This window comes from Alishewanella sp. d11, assembly GCF_049390205.1.
Taxonomy (GTDB): Bacteria; Pseudomonadota; Gammaproteobacteria; order Enterobacterales; family Alteromonadaceae; genus Alishewanella.
Genome location: NZ_CP186547.1, coordinates 100,111 through 116,560 on the forward strand (window position 1 = coordinate 100,111; position 16,450 = coordinate 116,560).

The following is a 16,450-nucleotide window of genomic DNA, read 5'->3' on the forward strand; positions in this document are numbered from 1 at the left end:
TGAGACGCTATGCAGGCAGTAGAGTTTAAAAACCGCTTTTTATTGCAGCAAGCTGTAGCAGCAACCATGATGCAATTGCCAGCCGGCATGCAGCCGAAGCAAAGCGCCGTATTAGTGCCCATTATCGATTACGGTGATCGCCTGCAGCTGCTGTTCACGCAGCGAGCGCTGCATTTGCAGCATCATCCTGGGCAAATCAGTTTCCCTGGTGGTAAGCTTGAGGCCAATGAAAGCCCCGCTGCCGCAGCGCTTCGGGAAGCCGAAGAAGAAATTGGTGTTAACGCCAAAGATATTGAATTGCTTGGACAACTACATAGCTACAATACGCTCACCGGTTTTGAAATTAGTCCTTGGGTCGGTTTGTTGCCGGCGAGCGCGAAAATTCGCTTTGATCCGCAAGAAGTCAGTGCCGTGTTTGAGGTACCGTTAAACTATTTTATTGAGCCGGCTAACCGCCATCAGCTCTGGTTACCTTGGAAAGGAATGCCAAGGCAGCTGCATTTTATGCCCTACCAAGACAAACTGATTTGGGGTGCTACCGCTGCGATCATTCAGCAGCTGGTCCAGCAGATCCGTTAGCTAGCTTCACTCAACCTAGAGACTTCGTAAAGATTATTGCACACTTCTAAGCGATAGATATTGAGCAGAGCTTGTTTCGAGAACAAATGGAGCTTGCCGCTTGTTACAGTATGGCAAAGCTTACGATACAATAAGCGCATTATTTTACCCTATACACCAAAGTACCTCGACCAAGCCGCTTAGGCTTGGCGTGATGCTTCAGGTAACGCTATATACTAAAAACGATAACCAAAAAGAAGTACGAATATTATGATCATTAGTGCATTTGACATGTTTAGTATCGGCATCGGTCCTTCTAGTTCACATACGGTCGGGCCAATGCGGGCAGCCAAAAAATTTACCGAGCAACTGCAACAAAACGGCCAGATCGAGCAGATCGCCAGTGTGAAAGTAGAGCTGTTTGGCTCGCTCGGTCAAACTGGTGTGGGCCATGGTACTGGTAAAGCGGTGATTTTGGGGCTCTCGGGTTATTTACCTGAGACCATTGATCCCGATGCCGTGGAAGGGATTTTAAAACAAGTTCATGAAAGTCAACGTCTGCAATTGGCACAGCAACAGGCAGTCAGTTTTCCACGCGAAGGCGCTATTGTTTTTCATCGACGTAAAACCCTAAAAGAACACTCCAATGGTATGGAACTCATTGCTTATGATAGCGAGAAAAATGTTCTACTAAGCGAAGTCTACTTCTCGATTGGTGGTGGTTTTATTGTTAAAGCCGAAGATTTTGCCAAAGAAAAAGAAGCCGCCAGCCAATTTGCTGCGGATAATCCGCCACCTTATCCGTTTGAATCCGGCGCGGAATTACTGGCTTTGTGTAAAGAGCATGGCTTGTCTATCTCCGGCTTAATGCTAGAAAACGAGAAAGTGTTACGTAGCAGTGCGCAAATTGAAAGTGAGCTGAACAATATTTGGCTGACTATGCGTGCTTGTATTGAACGCGGTATTCGCACCGAAGGCATTTTACCAGGCGGCTTAAAAGTTCGCCGACGTGCGCCAGCGCTGTATAAAAAACTGATGGCAGAAAAAAGTAACGACCCGCTACAAGTGATGGATTGGGTGAACTTATTCGCGCTGGCGGTCAATGAAGAAAATGCCGCCGGTGGCCGTGTAGTCACAGCCCCCACTAATGGCGCGGCGGGGATTATCCCAGCAGTACTGATGTACTATGACAAGTTTATTCAGCCGGTGACCCCAGAAATTGCCTCGCACTATCTATTAGCAGGTGCCGCAATTGGTATTTTATATAAGAAAAATGCCTCTATTTCGGGTGCTGAAGTCGGTTGTCAGGGAGAAGTGGGTGTAGCCTGCTCGATGGCAGCAGCGGCATTAACCGAAATTTTAGGTGGCAGCCCACAGCATGTCGAAAATGCCGCTGAAATTGGCATGGAGCATAACTTAGGCTTAACCTGCGATCCAGTTGGCGGTTTGGTACAAGTCCCTTGCATTGAGCGCAATGCGATGGGATCAGTAAAAGCCATTAACGCGTCGCGCTTAGCACTACGTGGCAGTGGCGATCACAAGGTGTCCTTAGATAAGGTGATTAAAACCATGTGGGATACCGGTAAAGACATGCAAACCAAATACAAAGAAACCTCACGCGGTGGCCTAGCGGTTAATATTATCGAATGTTAACAAGCTATTAGCTGGTTTAAGCTCTATCTAGCTTTAAACCTAGCTGGGGCCGCGGCAAATTAGCCAGCAGGTGCCAGCCCCTCTTCGTCAGCAAGCGGAAAATCGATAAATTCCGCTTGCTGATAATCCTGCAACAGTTGCTCCGCTAACTCGGCTTGCTCATCGCTGACAAACACATTGGCAAAGCCCATAGTCGCAATATCCCCTACCGCACCTTGCAGGTAGTGCCCGCCAACATAAGTTTCAACCCCTTGGCTGTTCAACATACCAGAGATAATATGCGCTTCGAGAATATCATTGGCGCGAAAAATAATTTTCATAGCGAACTCAATAGGTTTTTTAAGAGCTTAGCTGAAAAACCAAAAAGCCACCAGCGCCGCGCCACTGCAATAAAACAGCATAGGCCACAAGGTGTAACGAATAATCTCCCCTTCCCGCCCATTAAGATTAACTACACTCGCTGCCGCCACCACATTCACCACACAAATCATATTACCGGCATTAGCCCCTAACATTTGCAGCGCTAATACAAGGGTTTGAGGTAAATCAGCTTGCTGGGCCATAGCTTGTTGAAAACTACCAAACATCAGATTGGAAAACGTTGCTGAGCCAGCAATAAAGGAGCCCAGTGCGCCAACTAAAGGCGCCAGCGCTAACCAATAGTCACTTAAGTATGTTGCCGCCAAAGCCGCTAAGGCCAAAGGCATCGCCGGTAAAGCTGATGCATTAACATCTGAATGCAGGAAGATCCTGACCATCGGCACCGCAGCAGCAAGCGCAATGCAAGAGGGCAGCAGCATAGTGCCGCTTTGCTTAACAGCATTAGCCAGCTGCACTCTTGATAGCCGAAAAACTAAGGCAGCTAATAGCGCAACCAGCATAAACACCGAGCCAGGCAAATAAAGGGGCGCCACACTTACCGTCAACTCAGAACCCAGTATGCCCTGCCATTGCCAGTTTACTCCCTGCAGCCAAGCTTTAACTGGCAGCTCGGAGACACGAGTGAGCACTAATAACAAGGCAACAGCCACGTAGGGTAACCAAGCTTGCCATAGCGGTATAGGCTTTTGCATAGCAAACTGATTTGACTGTACTTGCGCAGACGAAGTTTGCACACCTGGGTTTTGCTTAACCTGAATGGTAAAGTCTGTCGACACGACAGGAGCAGTAACCACAGGTTTTGGCGTGAGAATTTGCAAATGTGCTGCACTACAGGTGATGGCTAATCCAATCAAGGCACCGAGTACCGAAGGAAACTCAGGCCCCAGCCACCAAGTTACGCCATACGCCGGTAAGGTAAAGGCTAAGCCCGATAGCAGCGCAAAAGGGGCCGCCGCCAAACCGAAGCGCCAATTGGCCTGCTCGCTAAAAAAGCGACTGTACAGCAGCACTAAAATCAACGGCAACCAAGATGCCACAAAGATATCAATCCCAATCGCGGTTAACGCGATCTGTTGTAACTCACCGCTTGTTACTCCGGGTACACCTTGCGCCAACCCTACCAACACAGGGGTTCCGACAGCACCAAAGGACACAGCAGCAGAATCTGCCACTAAAGCTAATACCACCGCAGCCAACGGACTAAACCCTAAAGCGACCAATAACGGCGCGGCAATAGCCGCTGGCGTTCCAAAACCCGCCGCCCCTTCCAAAAAGCCGACAAACAGCCAACCAATAATCACTAACTGTACACGCTTATCCGAAGACAATTGGCTAAAACCGGCTTTAATTGCCTCCATCGCGCCACTTATTGTTAGCACCTTTAATAGCACTATGGCCCCAAAGATAATCCACAAAATCGTCGCGGCAATCACTAAACCTTCCAGCACGGCGGCAGAAAGTTGTAGTAAAGGCATTTGCCAAACCATGTAGGCTAAGGCTGCAGTGATAAGCAAGCTAAAAGGCATCGCCTGGCGGGCTGGCAGGCGACATAATACCAGTAGGATAAATACGCTAAACAGCGGCATCGCCGCTGTTATAAATTGCCAGAAGGTCACTCAGTGCCTATTTCAGAACAGTATCAGGTTGCGCTAGCTTAGCGGCTCTTTTACCACGAAACAACGCCTTAATATCTTCCAGAATCACATAAAGCGCCGGAATTAACACTAGCGTAATGACCGTTGCAAACAAAATACCAAATGCCAGTGATACGGCCATTGGGATCACAATTTGCGCTTGCAAACTGCGCTCAAGCACGATGGGCGCAAGGCCGACAAAAGTGGTTAACGAGGTCAGCAAAATCGCTCGGAAACGCTGCGTACCCGCTTGCACTACAGCCTGCTTAATGGCAATACCTTGCGCTCTGGCACGGTTAACGAAATCCACCATAATCAAGCTGTCATTCACGACTACCCCTGCCAAAGCAACTAAGCCAAATACCGACATAATGCTCATACTCAGTCCAAGTACCATATGCCCAATGACTGCACCAATTAAGCCAAAGGGAATAACGCTCATAATAATCAAAGGCTGTGAATAAGATTTCAGTGGAATTGCCATAAGTGCAAAAATACAGAACAGCGCAAATACCGCAGCTTTCATCAGGTCTTGCTGTGCATCAATTTCATCTTGGCTGGCGCCATCTAATTGTCCGGTCACACCAGGGAATTGTTGCTCAATTTCTTTTAAGGTCGTTTTGCGCAGCTCCGCCACCACTTTGCCGGGTTCAACCAAGGACTTATCTGCAGACGCCGTTATCGTTACCGCGCGCTGTCCATTCACCCGATTAATTGAGCTAAAACTTGGCTGTAAGGTATAGGTCGCGACTTGCGAGAACGGGACTTCGCCGCCATTGGCGGTACGAACACGCAAGTTTTCTAAATCGCCCAATGAGCGGCGCTCTTCTAACGGATAACGCACCATCACCCGCACTTCTTCACCACCACGCTGCACCCGCTGCGCTTCTGCGCCAAAGAAACCAAAGCGAACTTGTCGAGCCAGATCGGACAACGTAATACCCAGTAAATCAGCTTCCGGTTTTAATGCCAGCACGATTTCATCATTGCCGCCGCGCAAGTTATCTTCGATATCAAACACGCCTTGATAAGCCGCCATGCGCTGTTTCAGCATGTCTGTCGCAGCTTGTAATTGGGCTAAGTCACGACCACGAAGCTGCAGGGCAATATCTGAGCCACCACCGAAGGTCGAGTTGTTTACTCTAAAGGTTTTTAAGCCTGGAATTTCTGGGATCTGCTCGCGCCATAGCCTAGCGATTTCAAAGCTATCTACTTCTCGCCCTTCACTTTTATCTAGCTCCACCACTAAACTGCCAGAGGTATCGCTGTTTAAAAACACTAAACGGTGCTTAACGACCACATCTTCGCCAGCAGCAGTAAGCTGCTGATCAACGCGCATCAAGGCTGCTTCGATTTCTTTGATAGCCAGCACAGTCGCTTCGTTCGAAGCGCCCTCTTCCATTTGAACACTGGCTTGCATAAAGTCACTTGGGACATTCGGAAAAAATACCCAACGCACCCAGCCAGCTGAGAGCACACCAAACATAATGATTAATAGCGCAAAGAAAATGGCCATGGTGGCATAACGATACTCGATACAACGTTCAATAAACGGACGGTAACGATTTTCAATAAAGCTAAATAACACTGCAGAAACGGCAGTTCGTACCCGTTTTAAGGTGTTACTACCAAAACGCCCCAGCGCATAGATCCCACCTTTATTCGGATCCCAAGGTTTAGTATTCATATTGGCAATGTGAGTAGGTAGGATCAGCTTAGATTCAATAATTGAAAACACTAAACAGAGAATAACCACCCACGCGATAGAGCCCCAAATAGCCGATTGCGAGCCGCCAACCAATAACATCGGTACAAAAGCCGCAATAGTGGTTAGCACCCCAAAGGTGGCAGGCATGGCGACTTTTTTCGCGCCCGCTATTACCGCATCGGTTGATTTGCCACGTTTTTCGATTTCACTGTAGGCACTTTCCCCAATAATAATGGCATCATCGACCACTATCCCCAGCACCAAGATAAACCCAAACAAACTGATCATATTGATCGATACATCGAAGAACGGCAGCGGTAATAAAGCTAAGGCACCCAAGAAACAGACAGGGATCCCTACCATTACCCAAAATGCCACTCTAAACTCTAAAAACAGCGTCAGGGCAAGTAAGACTAAGATAACACCGTAAAAAAGATTATCGGTCATCAGATCTAAGCGACCTTGCAGGTAATAGCTGGAATCGCCCCAGTAATCTAAAGTAATAGTCGGTGGTAATTGCTCTCGCTTTTTATCAATATAGGTTTTTACCGTGTCCGCAATCCGTAAGGTATCATCTTCACCCACCGCATCAATGCGAATAGAAACACTGTTTTCGCCATTAAAGGTGGCTAAGCGCGCCCGCTCAATAAAGCCATCTGTGACGGTGGCGATGTCACCTAACAATAAGCGAGTGCCATCGGCATTGCGTAACAGTACGATATTGGCAAAGTCATCTTCATAGTAAGCCTGCCCTTTGGTACGCAATAAAATATTACCGCTTTCCGAGCGAATAGACCCACCGGGTAAATCGACAGAACTGCCGCGAATAGCATTGACAATTTGGTCAAAGGTTAAGCCATATTCACGCAAGCGCTGTTCAGGGATCTCGATACTAATTTCGTAATCGCGCGCCGCAACCACATCCACTTTACTGACACCTGGTAAGGCTTTGATTTCATCACGAATACTTTTGGCCAGCTCTTTTAAGCTGGCTTCAGAAGCTAAACCATAGAGCGATAACCACATGACATTACTTTGAAAACGCACCCGATACACCACTGGGCGTTCCGTTTGTTCTGGCAAAGTTGAGATGGAGTTAACCTGCGTTTTGATCTCTTCCATCACCTCAGAAATGTCATAGCCGGAGCTAATTTCTAAATTAACCGTGGCTAAACCTTCAACTGCGGTAGAACGAATGCGCTTAATGCCGTTGACGCTACGCACACTTTCTTCAATTTTATCAATAACGCCCGTTTCTACTTCCTGCGGGGCGGCACCGAGGTAAGGTACGCGTACTGTGACGACTTCAGTTTCTATTTCAGGAAAAGTTTGTTTTTTAATAGTAAGGACAGAGCCTAAGCCCGCCAGTAATAACACGACCATCAGTAAATTTGCAGCAACACTGTTGCGAGCAAACCAAGCAATAATGCCTTTATTAGTATCCATGCTTATTGCCCCTCAGCTGGTTTAACAGCCTCAGCCACTATCGCTGAGGTATCTTGAGTCGTGGGCGCTGTATCTTCAGCAGCAGATAAACGCACCAAAGTCCCCGCTAAAGGGTTAGTGACGGGCGACGTGACTAACTGATCCCCTGCTGCAAGGCCTGCAGTAATATAAGCGAAAGCGGCATCGGCCCGATCCAGCTCAACCGTGCGAAATTGCAGCAGGTTATAAGTATCGACCACTAAAATTTGCTTACCCGGTTTAAGCAGGTGGCGTGGCACCTTAGTCACTTGCTTCGCCGTAATACCTTGGATTTCTGCTTGCACAAAACGACCAAACTGTAACGGCGTACCAGCGGCATTGCGCTGATAAGGATCTTGCACTTCAGCAACTGCATAAATCACCCGACTGCGCTCATCCATAATACCTTCAGTGCGCACAATATTCGCCAACCACTGCTGAGGTTGCCCCGCTACCGTCGCTGATAATGTCACTGGGATGTTTTGGTCATTAGCCGCTTGCTGCGGCAAAAAGCCAAAGTCAGTATCTGATAAAGGTAAACGCACTTCAGCCACATCAGTGCCCATAATCATGCCAAGTTGACTGCCGCGACTAATAAATTGCCCCAAATTCGCTGTACGACTGGCGACCATACCGGCATAAGGTGCGCGGATCTCGGTACGACTTAAATCACGCTTGGCGCGATCTAAATCCGCTTCTTTAGACTGCACATTGGCTAAGGCACTGGCTAATTGCGGCTGACGTAAGCCTAACGCCGGTGCTTTTCCTTCGGTAAAGGAACGCCATTCTGCTTCGGCAACTCTGGCACGAGCCTTTTCTTCTTCTAACTGCGCTTTAGCGCCAGCAAGGGCGGCCTCAGCAGCTTTAACTGCGGTTAGATAATCGGCTTGTTCTACCTGAACCAATAAATCGCCTTCCTGAAAAAACCCACCGGCCACAAAATGTTCAGATACGGCGACAATACGGCCATTCACTTCAGAAATTAAAGTCGTTTGTAATTTCGGGCTAACGGTTCCTTGTGAGGCAATACGATAAGTTAAGTCACTGGCACTTAATAATTCCGTATTGACCAATAAAGCTAAACGTTGTTCTTCGACTTTTACGGGGGCTTTGCGTAAACCAGACATCCCCACGGCAATGGCAATCGCGCCTACTAAAATCAAAATGGGAATACCAACTTTTTTCAATCTCGATGTCATAATTATGTCCTGCCGACAGTTTCTTTAAGAATAATGGTTTTATTCTACTCTGATCTGGCAATTTAAGATTATTTGGTCTGTGAATCTTTGTATCAGACTGGCTGTTTCAGAAATGTTTTAGTTGTAACACGTTAAGCGAAAATTGTGAGGAGCATCCAAGTAAGGCGCAAGTAAAATAAGGTTTTCGCAGCAATTCACACTCCACACATTTATTACAAAAGCCCAAAACGCATTGAGTCAGGGGCATTAAAAAAAATATTTTGTTACAAATGACATAGCTTTAATTACCACTAAAAACATGAACTCCCTGGAAAACACTGGCTTTAACACGATCAATAAGCACACTCACGACTGTACAACCACCGAGCAATTCCTCAGCTACACATCATGCACTGCTGCTTTTTTGCGCATTGGCAAATGCATGAATTTCAGTTAGGGTAAGCAGGTATCCATCATTACGGGATACCTACTTTTAAGCAACAGGAGTTAGCCATGAGCATCAGTAAGCAGTATTTGAAGAGCAAACCCGCTTGCAAAGTGACCTTTACGCTGACGGCCGATCGCCTGCCAGCAGCGACGCAGGTTGCTTTATTGGGGGAATTTAATAATTGGGATCCAGCCGCCCTGCCGATGAAAAAAAGTAAAAGTGGTGATTTTAGTGCCAGCATTACGCTACCAAAAGACAGTGAGTTTCAATTTCGTTATTTGGTAGATGGTGGTACTTGGCTAAATGACGACGAAGCAGACGCCTATCTGCCGTCACGAGTTTCTTACGATGAAAACTCGGTATTAAAACTGTAGTAAAAAGGGGCAAAGCCCCTTTTTAACCTTCTAAGCATTTCTCTACTTAGCATTTCTCTAATACTAAACATCCTACCGAATAGCCTGCGCCAAAGGAGCAAAGAATCGCTTTATCGCCCGCAACCAAACCTTGTTGATAATGGTGAAAAGCAATAATCGACCCAGCTGAAGCGGTATTAGCGTAGGTATCTAATACTAAAGGCGCTTCCTCAGGTAAGGGTTCTCTGCCTAAAATTTTGCGTGCGGCAAAGATATTCATATTAATATTCGCTTGATGTAACCAAAGTCGCTTGAGTTGCTCTGGCGCCAAGTCTTGTGCCGCCATCTCAGAGAGAATCACATCAGCCACGATTGGCAGTAATTCTTTAAAGACTTTGCGACCTTGCTGTTTGAAAAAAGGCACTTTGGGATCCGTATCGTCAAAACAATGCTCGGTATAGCCCAAGTCACAGCGAATATTATTAGAGAACTCGGTTTTTAAACGCATGCCCAAAATTCGGAATGCTTGCGCACTGGTACAGGTTTCTTCAGCTTCAATAACCGTGGCAGTACAGACATCGCCAAAGATAAAATGGCTGTCGCGGTTACGGTAATCAACTTGCGGCGAGGCGAATTCTGGATTGACCACTAACACCGTTTTCGCTGTACCGCCACGAATCGCATTGACGGCATTGCTAATAGCAAAGGTTGCAGAAGAACAGGCCACGTTCATATCAAAGGCATAACCTGTGGCTCCTAATTGCTGTTGCAATTCCACAGAAAGCGCCGGATAAGGACGCTGCATATTTGACGCGGCACAAATAATCAAATCAATATCTGCAGCCGTTTTATTTGCTTGCGCTAAGGCTTGTTTAGCCGCCACAATGGCCATCTCTACCATTTCTGGCAAAGCATCTTCACCACGTCGAGTTAATTTAGGGTGCATGACAGCAGGATCTAAAATTCCCTCTTTGTATAAAACATAGCGAGATTTAATGCCTGAAGCTTTTTCAATAAATTCACTGCTTGAGTATTCCAACGCCGTAATTGTGCCTTCTGCAATAGCTGCGGCATGTTCAGTATTATAGTTATCAACATATTGATTAAAGCTTTGCACCAATTCATCGTTGCTGATTCGTTCTTCTGGAGTAAAAACGCCTGAGCCACTTATGACCACATTTTTCATAGCATCACCTTGTTCGAGATTGACATTCGGGCTCCAAAAACTGAACCTTTGCCATTTTTGTGGATCAGTATAACTGAATTGCTGGTCTGAGGTGATCGGTTTTTATAAGACTTAAGCCATTGCCTAGTATAATTTTCAAGCAATCACCCCCTGTTTTGCTGTTGCTCACCAGCCATTAAGGTAGACTCTGTTACACTTGGTTGAATTAACCGTAAACATGATGCTTAAACTCATACTTAGTAGGAAGTTAATGTCTCGAATTTGGCTTATCTTACTCTTTGTTTGCCCCAGCCTGCTGGCCGCGCAAACATCGATCACCCTATCAGGTTTGAAGGGGGAACTAGAAAATAATGTGCAAATTTATCTGGCTCGCTATTCAGCTGACGAAATATCTACGTCGCTGCGTTTTCAAGCGCGTTTAGAAGAAGATATTACTATGGCCTTACAGGCCTTGGGTTATTATCAAAGTACTATCAATATTGCATTAGAAAGTCGCAACACAGGTAGCCTTTTAAACATCAACGTTGTCGCCGGCGAGCCAACGCGAATAAGCACTGTCGATTTACAACTAACGGGCGAGGCAGCAACGGATAGCGACTTTAAGGCACTGTTAGCTAAAGCACCGAAACCAGGCCAAATTGTGCATCATGGCCAGTACGATAGCTTTAAAAGAAACCTTTCTAGCTTAGCATTACGCAAAGGCTATTTTAATGCCAACTTCACCCTAGCTAGACTCGAAGTTGCACCTGAGTTAAAGCAAGCCTTTGTGAAACTGCATTTTGATAGCGGCCCGCGCTATCGCTTTGGCGAAGTCAGTTTTCAAGGCGCGCAGATTAGGCCCGAACGTTTGCAATTTTTAGTCCCCTTTCAAGCTGGTGATCCTTATTTGGCTAGCCAACTTGGCGAGCTCAATCAAGCCTTGGCTAATACCAATTGGTTCTCGTCAATTTTAGTCGATGGCAACACTGAGCAATTAGATAAATTTATTCTCCCTATCGAGGTTCAGTTGGAACCCCGCCAACGCAACAGCATTGAAACGGGTATCGGTTTTTCTGATGACGTGGGAGCACGCTTCAAACTTAACTGGCTGAAACCGTGGTTAAATGACCGAGGTCATAGTCTCAATAGCAAACTGGCCGTATCTAATGCGGAACAAAGTATTGAAGCGGCCTATAAAATGCCACTAGAAACCGTGGTTAACGATTTCTGGCAACTGCAGTATGGGTTGCGGAACAGAGATTATCAGGATACTCGCGCGAAAGAGTCCAATCTGGCATTAGAACGGCACTGGTTATTACAAAGCAATTGGTATCGTACCGCGTCGATACGTTGGCTGTATGAAGATTACACGCAAGCAGATCAAACGGCTAATAGCAGCCTGATTATGCCGGGTATCAGCTTTTCTCGCGCGAGGCAAACTGGCTCAGGCATGCCAATTCGTGCGGACCGTTTACTGCTTGGCATAGAGGTTTCAGACAAAAGTTGGGGCTCTGCTGAAACTTTTTTACGCCTGCGTGGACGCGCCGGCTACATTAATACGCTCGCTGACAACCACCGTGTTGTCAGCCGTATTGATGCCGGGGCCATTTTCATGGAGCAAGTAGATAACTTGCCGCCTTCCATTCGATTTTTTGCTGGGGGAGATAGTAATTTACGCGGCTATGCTTTTGAATCCGTCTCTCCAGTCAATGCCAATGGCGAGCTAATTGGTGGTCGCTATATGGCAACTGCCTCCTTGGAATATCAATATCGGGTTAAAGATAATTGGTGGTTAGCCACCTTTGCAGATTACGGTAGTGCTTGGAGTGATACGCCTGAGTGGAAGCGTGGTGTTGGTTTTGGCGTGCGTTGGGGATCCCCCATAGGCGCGGTGCGTATTGATTTTGCCTGGGGGTTAGATGCGAGTGACTCACCTTTTCAGCTGCACTTTTCGCTAGGACCAGAGCTGTGAACGAATTAAGCCCTGCTCTGCTTACCACTGATAAAAGGAGGTTTCATGCGTTTGGGTAAGTGGTTAAATCGTACGTTATTGCTCCCCTTGGTGGCACTGTTCAGCTTGCTGTTAGTCTTGTTATTCAGTCAAGCTGGATTACGCTTTAGCATTTGGTTAGTCGAAACACAACTAGAGGAACTCACCGTTGGCAAAACTGCAGGAGCTTGGTTAACGGGGGTCACCTTAAGCGATATCCGTTATCAACACGACGGCCTTGATGTAAAACTAGACACTCTAACCTTTAGGTTACAAAAACGTTGCTTGATTCAATTCCGGCTTTGTATTCCCGAATTAACGCTGGATGCGCTCAATGTTCAATCAATAGCGACAGAGCAGCATAACAGCGCTGCCACAGCGCAATTATCGCCAGCTGACACGCCTACGGATCTGCCGGCCGCCCTGCAGAGTTCGCCGTCTTCCAGCCGCCAAGTGCCGCCGATTCTGTTTCCTATTCCACTGCGCGTGGAAAAGTTAAGCCTAAATCAGGTCAGTATTGTCTTACCTGAGCAACAATTGCATTGGCAACAGTTAAACCTTGGGCTAGTCGCCTGGGGCAATCGCCTACAATTATCACAAGGTCGCTGGCAAGAGGTGAGCTTAATGTTGACACCTAACGACCAAACAGCAACAACGATAAGCGCCTTTAAAGCGCTGCAGCTACCTACGCTGCGCTTGCCATTATCGATTTATCTTGACGACTTTCAGCTACAGCAGCTCAAAGTGGTGCAGGGCGATACGTCACAACAACTCGAGGCACTCACCCTCAGTGCGCAGCTGGCACCACAACAAGTTCGAATCTTAGATGCAACAGCCACACATGCATTCGGGCAGCTGCAGTTGGGAGCAAACATTGCGCTCTCTGAAAATTGGCCAATCAGTGCGCAATTCAATTTACAGCTCAATGCTGGCCCCTTGGCAGGGCAACATGCCAGGTTAAAACTCGATGGTAATTTATCTAACCTGCAGCTAACGTTGGACACTTCAGGCCTATTCAACACACAGCTAGCGGCAGAGCTGGCTTTGTTAACGGATGACCTGCCGCTTAAACTGGCATTTTCAAGTGAGCAATTGCAATGGCCACTCACCGCCTCCCGCTATCAACTGAACAATACGATTCTCGACATCAACGGTCGTCTCAGTGAGCTGCAAGTAAACCTTAGCAGTCAGTTGCAAGGGCAGGACTTACCCGAAGCCACGCTGCAGTTGGTAGGCACTTGGCAGCATTGGCAGCAGCAAGCCAATCTCAGTTTGCTTCAACTCGATACCTTAGATGGCGCGCTCAGCGCCAGCGGAAAAGTACAACGTGATACCGCATTTCACTGGCAATTGGATGTGGGCCTGCATAATCTGCAACCCGGTTTACATTGGCCAGAATATGCTGGCAACCTAAATGGTCAGCTGATGCACTCTGGCACCTTTTCGCCAGAAGGCCTGTTAACACTTGAGCTGCCAACCATCTCATTAACAGGAAACATACGGCAACTCCCTCTTACCCTAGCAGGCAGTGTCCAACTGAGTGGTAGCCCCCAAGCCGCGACTTTGCAACAGGCAAACTGGCAAGTAAAAACTTCAGGCCTAACGCTCAGTCATGGCAACAACCAACTCAATTTACGTGGCGAGCTGAATCAAGCTTGGCTGCTTGATATCGATCTTAATATGCCTGCGCTTGCTCACAGCTATCATGCCATGCAAGGAGCAATAGCTGGCTCAGTCCAATTACGAGGTCCTGCTCTGACGCCGGATATTGCGATCAATCTACAAGCACAGCAACTGGTATTTGAGGATATCCAGCTTTCCTTAGCAGAATTAAATGCTCAACTGTCTTTAGCAGATCCCATACAAAGTCAATTCCAGTTTACCGCGACAAAGGGGCGCTGGCAGCAACAAGATTTACAACAACTGACATTGAACTTAAACGGTACTGAATTAGCGCATCAATTAAGTGTGCTAGTTACAGCGGATGAATGGCAAGCCGATGTGTTATTGGTGGGTTCTCTTGAAAATCGTGCAATTTGGCAAGGGCAATTTTCACAGTTCGACTTGAACACACCGATAGGACAATGGCAATTAACGCAACCCATGCAACTCAGTGCGTCCATCCCAGAGCAAAAGCTCACAGTACAACCACATTGCTGGCAACAAGCAAACACCAACTTGTGCTTTAATGATGAGGCACTGCTGTCAGCCTCAGCAGCTAAACTACAACTTAGTTTGCAACAATTGCAGCTGAGCCAATTGAATAGGTTATTACCCTATCAATCATCGCTGCAAGGCGATTTGTCTGCCCAGTTAATGCTGGAGTGGCAACGGGGACTTTCACCGTTAATTCGCCTGCAAGCCCAAGGCAACCAAGGCGCTTTTACACAACAGCTGGATGTACCGGTTACACTAAACTGGCATACTTTAGAGCTTAACAATAGCTTAGAACAGGATCAACTTCGCAGCTCACTTAGCATGCAGCTAGGTAATCAAGGGCAACTGCTCGCTCAAGCATTAGTGACTGATCTAGCGCAAACTGCAAAACCACTTAGAGCAGAAGTACAACTTAATGCACTGGATCTCGATTTTTTAAAGCCGCTTCTGGATGAAAATAGTCAGCTCGCCGGCACACTCTCTAGTCAGTTAAGTATTGATGGCACTCTGGACCAGCCTAAACTGCAAGGCAGTATTAATCTTGATTCTTTAAAGGTAACAGGCAAATTAGCGCCGACGGATATTGAACACGCAGATGTTAGGCTGACATTTCAAGGCGAGCAAGCGCACTTAACCGGCAAACTAAAAACCCCGGATGGCGCTATCGATCTAAGCGGCCAAGCTGATTGGCAGGATCTCGTTAATTGGCAGGCTGGCCTGCAAATAACTGGGGATCAACTCAAGCTACAAATTCCGCAAGCTACCCTCTTTGTAAAGCCCAATTTGCATATTCATGCCCAACCCGGTATTAGCCGCATAACCGGTAATATCGACATACCGCGTGCTGACATTGTTATCGATAGTCTGCCGAAAAATGCGATAGGTCTATCTGCCGATCACCTGATTTTAAACTCGAAACTGGAACCAATAACTGAAAAACAGGCTACCTTCTATGCTCTGGAAACGGATATCAAAGTAAGTTTAGGACAACAGGTTAAACTTGCCGCTTTTGGTTTAAAAACCCGACTAAATGGTGAGTTGTTTGTGCAGCAACAACAGTTTAACCCAACAGTGCGTGGTGAAGTGAGATTACAAGAAGGTACCTTCCGTGCCTATGGCCAGGATTTATTGATTCGACAAGGTAAAATGACCTTTAGTGGCCCGGCAGATCAACCCTTTTTAAATGTGGAAGCCATTCGTAATCCGGCCAATATGGAAGATGATGTTATTGCTGGGATCCGAGTAAACGGCCCAGCTGATGAGCCTATTATCAGTATCTTTTCCGAACCATCCAAGCCACAGGCTAATGCCCTGTCTTACCTGATCATGGGGCGAGATTTAGACAGTGAATCGGGTAACGCAGCAAATAGCGTGACCACAAGCCTAATTGGAATGAGCCTTGCCTCTAGCGGACGCGTGATTGGCGAAATCGGTGAAGCCTTTGGGCTGAGCGAGTTAACGCTCGATACAGAAGGCGCTGGTAATAACTCGCAAGTGACGGTCAGTGGCTACCTGACCCGTGATTTACAACTAAAATATGGTATTGGTATTTTTCAACCTATTGGGCAATTTACCCTTCGCTATAGATTGATGCGCAGCTTATTTCTGGAAGCCGTGTCTGGCATGGACAATGCAGTGGACTTGTTATACAAGTTTGAATTTGATTAAGGCGGAAAAAAACAAGGTGCGACAATATGTCGCATCGCGTTCCGAGGCATACCGAACTACTATCAACAAGCTTACTACTTTAAATGGTTGGTA

At 46.9% G+C, this 16,450-nt stretch carries 10 protein-coding genes; 5 read left to right on the top strand and 5 right to left on the bottom strand.

What is annotated here, in order from left to right; genetic code table 11:
- Positions 1-9: 9 nt before the first annotated feature.
- Together ACO1PK_RS00475 and ACO1PK_RS00480 are read left to right on the top strand one after the other, a co-directional pair.
- Positions 10-579, top strand: a complete 570-nt coding sequence (locus ACO1PK_RS00475; RefSeq protein ID WP_423186730.1) for a CoA pyrophosphatase — start codon at positions 10-12, stop codon at positions 577-579.
- 252 nt (positions 580-831) lie between these two features.
- Positions 832-2,211 carry an L-serine ammonia-lyase gene (locus tag ACO1PK_RS00480; protein WP_423188248.1) on the top strand — a complete coding sequence of 460 codons (1,380 nt, stop codon included), beginning with the start codon at positions 832-834 and terminating at the stop codon, positions 2,209-2,211.
- Positions 2,212-2,270: 59 nt separating this feature from the next.
- Here ACO1PK_RS00480 and ACO1PK_RS00485 read toward each other — a convergent pair whose 3' ends face one another.
- From ACO1PK_RS00485 to ACO1PK_RS00500, 4 genes are read right to left on the bottom strand one after another with little or no spacing between them, the layout of a single operon-like run.
- Positions 2,271-2,531: a DUF2007 domain-containing protein gene (locus tag ACO1PK_RS00485; RefSeq protein ID WP_423186731.1), complete on the bottom strand. Its 261-nt coding sequence runs from the start codon at positions 2,529-2,531 to the stop codon at positions 2,271-2,273.
- Between the two features lie 27 nt (positions 2,532-2,558).
- Positions 2,559-4,208, bottom strand: a complete 1,650-nt coding sequence (locus tag ACO1PK_RS00490) for an L-lactate permease (RefSeq protein ID WP_423186732.1) — start codon at positions 4,206-4,208, stop codon at positions 2,559-2,561.
- 7 nt (positions 4,209-4,215) lie between these two features.
- A complete protein-coding gene (locus ACO1PK_RS00495; RefSeq protein ID WP_423186733.1) occupies positions 4,216-7,380 on the bottom strand; it encodes an efflux RND transporter permease subunit in 3,165 nt (1,054 codons plus the stop codon).
- Between the two features lie 2 nt (positions 7,381-7,382).
- Positions 7,383-8,597 carry an efflux RND transporter periplasmic adaptor subunit gene (locus ACO1PK_RS00500; protein ID WP_423186734.1) on the bottom strand — a complete coding sequence of 405 codons (1,215 nt, stop codon included), beginning with the start codon at positions 8,595-8,597 and terminating at the stop codon, positions 7,383-7,385.
- 492 nt (positions 8,598-9,089) lie between these two features.
- Between ACO1PK_RS00500 and ACO1PK_RS00505 the strand changes: the two genes are divergently transcribed.
- Positions 9,090-9,398, top strand: coding sequence for an isoamylase early set domain-containing protein (locus ACO1PK_RS00505; RefSeq protein WP_423186735.1), 309 nt, complete (start codon positions 9,090-9,092; stop codon positions 9,396-9,398).
- 46 nt (positions 9,399-9,444) lie between these two features.
- Here the strand turns inward: ACO1PK_RS00505 and ACO1PK_RS00510 are convergent, their stop codons facing one another.
- On the bottom strand, positions 9,445-10,563 hold the full coding sequence (locus tag ACO1PK_RS00510; protein WP_423186736.1) for a beta-ketoacyl-ACP synthase III: 1,119 nt from the start codon (positions 10,561-10,563) through the stop codon (positions 9,445-9,447).
- A gap of 250 nt (positions 10,564-10,813) precedes the next feature.
- Between ACO1PK_RS00510 and ACO1PK_RS00515 the strand changes: the two genes are divergently transcribed.
- Both ACO1PK_RS00515 and ACO1PK_RS00520 read left to right on the top strand, forming a co-directional pair.
- Positions 10,814-12,514, top strand: coding sequence for an autotransporter assembly complex protein TamA (locus ACO1PK_RS00515; RefSeq protein ID WP_423186737.1), 1,701 nt, complete (start codon positions 10,814-10,816; stop codon positions 12,512-12,514).
- Positions 12,515-12,559: 45 nt separating this feature from the next.
- On the top strand, positions 12,560-16,357 hold the full coding sequence (locus tag ACO1PK_RS00520) for a translocation/assembly module TamB domain-containing protein (RefSeq protein ID WP_423186738.1): 3,798 nt from the start codon (positions 12,560-12,562) through the stop codon (positions 16,355-16,357).
- The last annotated feature ends 93 nt before the right edge of the window (positions 16,358-16,450 follow it).